General features: G+C 39.9%; 3 protein-coding genes. 1 reads left to right on the forward strand and 2 read right to left on the reverse strand.

Translation table 11 applies throughout. The annotated features are described in order from the left end of the window. Positions 1-107, reverse strand: a 107-nt coding sequence (locus KGY70_16655) for a cation transporter (protein ID MBS3776831.1), incomplete at its 3' end; no start/stop codon positions are given. A 551-nt stretch (positions 108-658) separates the two neighbouring features. Further along, positions 659-2323: a M20/M25/M40 family metallo-hydrolase gene (locus tag KGY70_16660; protein ID MBS3776832.1), complete on the reverse strand. Its 1665-nt coding sequence runs from the start codon at positions 2321-2323 to the stop codon at positions 659-661. A 174-nt stretch (positions 2324-2497) separates the two neighbouring features. On the opposite strand from KGY70_16660, the gene KGY70_16665 reads away from it, so the two are divergent. Beyond that, on the forward strand, positions 2498-3979 hold the full coding sequence (locus KGY70_16665; protein MBS3776833.1) for an aminopeptidase P N-terminal domain-containing protein: 1482 nt from the start codon (positions 2498-2500) through the stop codon (positions 3977-3979). The last annotated feature ends 1134 nt before the right edge of the window (positions 3980-5113 follow it).

Here is a 5113-nt window from a genome sequence, read left to right on the forward strand (position 1 = left end):
AGGGAGATCACAGCAACAAATTTCACTTCGTCCATCTTTTTGACGTTGCTTTCAATTTTGGCAGCACAAGAGGCGCAATCAATATTTTTTAAGGAATATTTTTCCATTGTTTCTCTTTTGTTCAGCAATTCCCCCCTTTTATTTACAATCTAAATGCTTTTTTGTTTTGATTTTCCGTTGTATGGAATCAAGTTCTATTCTTTGAGTAAACAATAAGCAAAAAGTATATGCATTAATGCTTCAATTTTAAATTAATGGGGTATCCAATCGTTACCCGTGATTTTCTTTATAATGCTAATTCGTGTTTGTCCATAAAGTCAAATAGATTTGAAAGAGTCTCGTCTAGAATGTTCGCTGGCAAGGCTTGCGAGTTTTGAATGACAGGAGTTTACTTGATGTAATCGACTGGCATGAAAAACGAGCGTAACGCAGCCAGGGGATATTATAGACAGACTCTAATTATATGACACAGGTTTAGTAACAACAGTTGATGAGATTAGCACCCGCGTTAACGTGGGTGTTTGTTAATGGATAAAAACAACTAAACCTTAAAGGCAGGTGCTATTCTCATAAGAGAAACGGTAGGAAAAATCATATTTTACAGCCAGACGAGGTTCAAACTGGATGTCTGATATATGTAACCCGGGGAAACTGATCGTTAGTTACGTCTTTTATCCGTGGATTGTTGCCGTATATTTTTAAATTCACCCTCCCTTCGCCAGTTGGGAAAATCATCATTATTGGTCAGTTCATTTCCGATATTGTAATACAGCCAGAGGTCCTGGTGTATTCCATCATAATCCCACATGTCATGTATGGTATCAGAGGGCTGATGATATCGTTTGCTCATATCTTCCCTGACCTTTTCGGCATACGCTTTATCTTTTCCGATATAATCGCTGCCCGCTGATGCGTAAATCATCGGTACTCCTTTTTTGACCATATTAAAATGATCAGAACGGAAATAGTATCCTTTCTCCGGTTCGGTGTTGGGTTTTAAGCTGCGGCCCTGCTCAGCGGCATGGCGTTTAAGATAATCATCGAGCCCGGAATAACCGTAGCCTATAACTTCAACATCATTGGTGGGCCCATATACGTTTAGTGCGTCCATATTGATGCCCGCTACTGTTTGTTCTACCGGAAACAAAGGATTTTCTGCATAATATTGTGAGCCAATGAGACCCGACTCTTCAGCCGTTACAGCAATAAATACCACAGAGCGCTCCGGTGGCTCCTGACGACCGGCAAACCGCCTGGCCATAGCAATGAGCCCTGAAACACCGGTTGCATTATCAACAGCACCATTATAGATGAAAACTTCATCGTTCTTCTCCACTTTTCCAAGATGATCCCAGTGTGCCATGTATACGACAGATTCATCAGGATATTCACTGCCTTCAATGTAACCGATTACATTATGCGACTCAGTTTCTTCACAATCGTTATTGAAACTCAAAGATGCGCTAAGATCAAGCTGCTCTGGTGTAAAATCCGGTTGTCTTGCTTTTTGCATGGCGATTTCCAGACTTGTGCCGCTTTCTGAGAAAATTTTTTCTGCTACATCCAGTTGTATCCAGCCTTCGGCTTTAAGAAAATCCGAATCGTTATTACCGGCAATTCTGTATTGTGTGCCCGACCATGAATTCCTCACCACACCCCATCCGTAACCTGCAGGCTCATCCTGGTGAATGATTAAAGCTGCAGCAGCACCTTGCCTGGCAGCCTCTTCAAATTTATAGGTCCACCGCCCATAATAAGTCATAGCCTCTCCCGTGAACATTTCTTCATCTTTGGTTGCAAAACCCGGGTCATTAACAAGTACCACCACCGTCTTACCTTCCACATCAATACCTTCGTAATCATTCCATCCATATTCGGGCGCAACTATGCCATATCCTGCAAAGACAATTTCACTGTCTTCAATGGATATATTCTCTTTACGGCGATTTGTGCCTATAACCATTTCATTAGCATAGCTGAAAGAATGAATGTTTTGATTTTCAGATGAGATTGTCAAATCGGAAAAATCCCTTCCTGTTATTTCCAATAATGGGACGGCTTGCCGGTAGCTGCCATTTACAGCCGGACTTAGGCCAATATCCTCAAATTCCGTTTCAATGTATTCAACTGTTTTCCTGCCACCGGGAGTTGCAGGTGCACGGCCTTCAAATTCATCGGATGATAAAGTCTCAATATGTTGCTCAATATCTTCACCAAAAGGCTCGATGTTTTTTTGGCTCTCTTTGCAACCGGTTATGATCACAAGAAAGAATATTGCAAAAAGAAAATAATGCAGGCCTATTTTTAATTTTTTGTTAATCATAATTTTTGAATATTATAGATTCCTAAATTGTTGTACATAAAGCTGATTTATATCGGCTTGTAGAAAAACATGCTAAATGTTGACATTGCAATATAATAATTTTATAGAAAACCCATATTTTTGAAACCAATAGAGCGGAGAAAAATCTTGCATATAATTTAACATTAGTTCATTATGAAGCACATTCGAATTATTCCGGTACTGATCATCCTGTTCTGCGTGTGGGTTATTGATTCCGGCAATTTAAGGGCTCAGGAGGAAAAGAGCTACCATATGAATCAAAAGAGGAGGGAGCAACTGATGGAAGAGATAGGAGATGGTATGGCAATAATGATGAGTGCCCCTGTAAAGAAAAGGAACGGGAGTGTGAATTATCCTTACCGCCAGAGGAGCAGTTTTTATTATCTTACCGGATTCAAACAGCCGCATTCGGCTTTTATCATTCAGCCTGGTGAGGAACATGAGTTTGTCATGTTCCTTCCATCTAAAGATCAGGCAGACAATGTTTATACTGTTCAGCAATACGGGCTTCAGGATGCCATGGAGACTTTTAACGCGGATACGGCCTACCCTGTGGAAATGTTTGAAGGGTTTTTGAGACAGCAAATGCAGCATCACGATGTGCTGATTATGGATCCCGAAGATGAAACGTTATTGGAGGTTATGGATGGTTTGAGAGCATCCGGGAATCTCGCTGATATAGATGCAATAAAGAATGTTAATAACATCATCCATGAGATGAGGCTTTATAAAGATTCTTATGAAATCAGGCAATTGAAAAAGGCAGTAAATACTACCGAACAGGCACATGTGGAGGCTATGAAGGCAGTTCACCCCGGAATGTTTGAATACGAAGCCGAGGCATTGGTAGAATATGTCTTCAGGAAGAACGGTGCTTCCGGTCCGGGGTTTCCATCTATTATAGCTTCTGGAAGCAATGCCACCATACTTCATTACAATAAGAATAACAGGAAGATACGGGAAGGTGATCTGCTTTTGATGGACATAGGCGCCGAATACAAAATGTACACCGCAGATGTGACCCGAACCATCCCGGCTAACGGAACGTTTTCCCGGGAACAAAAGGATATTTACCGGCTGGTATTAAAAGCTTTACAGGAAGCTTCAAAAGAGCTCGTTCCCGGCAAGGGGCTTTACCTTGCCCATCATAAAGCAACAGACATCATAATCAACGGGCTGCATGAGCTGGGTCTGGTAACTGACCCCACCAGCGAATGGCAGCGGAAGCTATATACGCTTTACCCCATTAACCATTGGCTGGGATTGGATGTTCACGACGTTGGATATTACGGTGAAAATAATATTCACGACAACCGTGGCGAGATGGTAAACAAACAGGTGGAGGGCCGAATCCTACAACCGGGTATGGTACTGACGATTGAACCGGGCATATATCTGCAGGAAGACAGGCTGGAAAAACTCAACTTGCTTCTGGATGATGAAGTACCGCAAAGTGACATCAAAAGTTTCATCCGAAAGGTAAAGCCAGTATATGAGAAGTATAAAGGAATAGGAATTCGCATTGAAGATGATATACTCATCACAGAGGAAGGCAACGAAATACTGTCCGGTAAAGCTCCCAAAACCATTAAAGCCATTGAATATCTGATGAAAGATAATGGGAGAAACAATTAACAGTACCTTACCGTTCACATTCTTGCTTTTTTGGCAAAACTTGCCCGGTAAGGTACTATTTTACAGGACAAGCCTGAAAAAAAGCGCTTCGCTGAAGAAACCCATGTTAAGATAAAGTTTGAACAACATGTTGGTTCAAGTTGCACTTTAAGCGTCTAATTCCTCTCAACTTATTACCTTATTTTCTATCGATCATCCCAATCAGGAAAAATTGCGTTAATAAGGTAATAAGGTTCAGGTTATGGGTGTGATTCAGGGCTACTAAGGTTTAAGATACACGGGATAAGGTTTTTATTAATGCCTTTTAAATATAGGAGAATTCTTACTGTGATGAAGTCATTAAAAGAAACCTCTATTTCTATCGGGCAATTATATTTAGCCGCATTGCTCTTTAAAAACCTTATTTGTACTATATTGAACCTTAGTAGCATAAAGGGTCCCTATCCTATCCCCGCACCAACCTTATTACCTTATTCCTTTTTTAGATGAACCCAATCATTGAACATTGACTAATTTATTTAGGTCATGGGTGTGATTCAGGGATCCTCCCACACCATCCTTATTCCCTTCCTATTGTTTGCTGGTAATGTTTTATAAACAATGCATATTCATCTGCAAAAGTTACAGCCTTGTGATGTTGGGGTTGATTCAAAATGTATTTGCAAACCCTGTCAACATCAGATTTTGATACAGTAAAAGCAGAACAAGACTGCTGCCATGCGAAATGTCCTCTTGTAAGGTTTAAGATATAAAAATATGGTTTTCATCAATTATTTCCAACTCTTTTATATCAATATTCATAAAAGAAGTAATCACATATTGAAAATTTAAATTTTAATTTTTTTACAGAACAAGCATGAAAAAAGCGCTTCGCGGAAGAAGCCAATGTTTAGACTAAGTTTGAACAACATTTTGGTTCAAGGTGCGCTTTAAGCGTCTAATATTTGACTATATTTGCCCCGAATTTATTAAAAGGATAGTTTGAAAGAAAGTAGGGGTCCGGTTTAAAAAGCCAATTTTTATGCACAAGGCGCTCACTTTTTTTAGACTGGACTCAAGTATAAAAATTAAAGGACATTTATGGTTGAAATAAAAAAATTTTACGACAAGTGTTGTTATGTTTATCCTGTAGTA

This window comes from Bacteroidales bacterium (assembly GCA_018334875.1).
Classification (GTDB): domain Bacteria; phylum Bacteroidota; class Bacteroidia; order Bacteroidales; family UBA12077; genus JAGXLC01.

Bases quoted from the DNA above. Each gene is read 5' to 3' on its own strand.
- KGY70_16660 (MBS3776832.1), bottom strand. From the start codon at position 2,323: ATGATTAACAAAAAATTAAAAATAGGCCTGCATTATTTTCTTTTTGCA.
- KGY70_16665 (MBS3776833.1), top strand. From the start codon at position 2,498: ATGAAGCACATTCGAATTATTCCGGTACTGATCATCCTGTTCTGCGTG.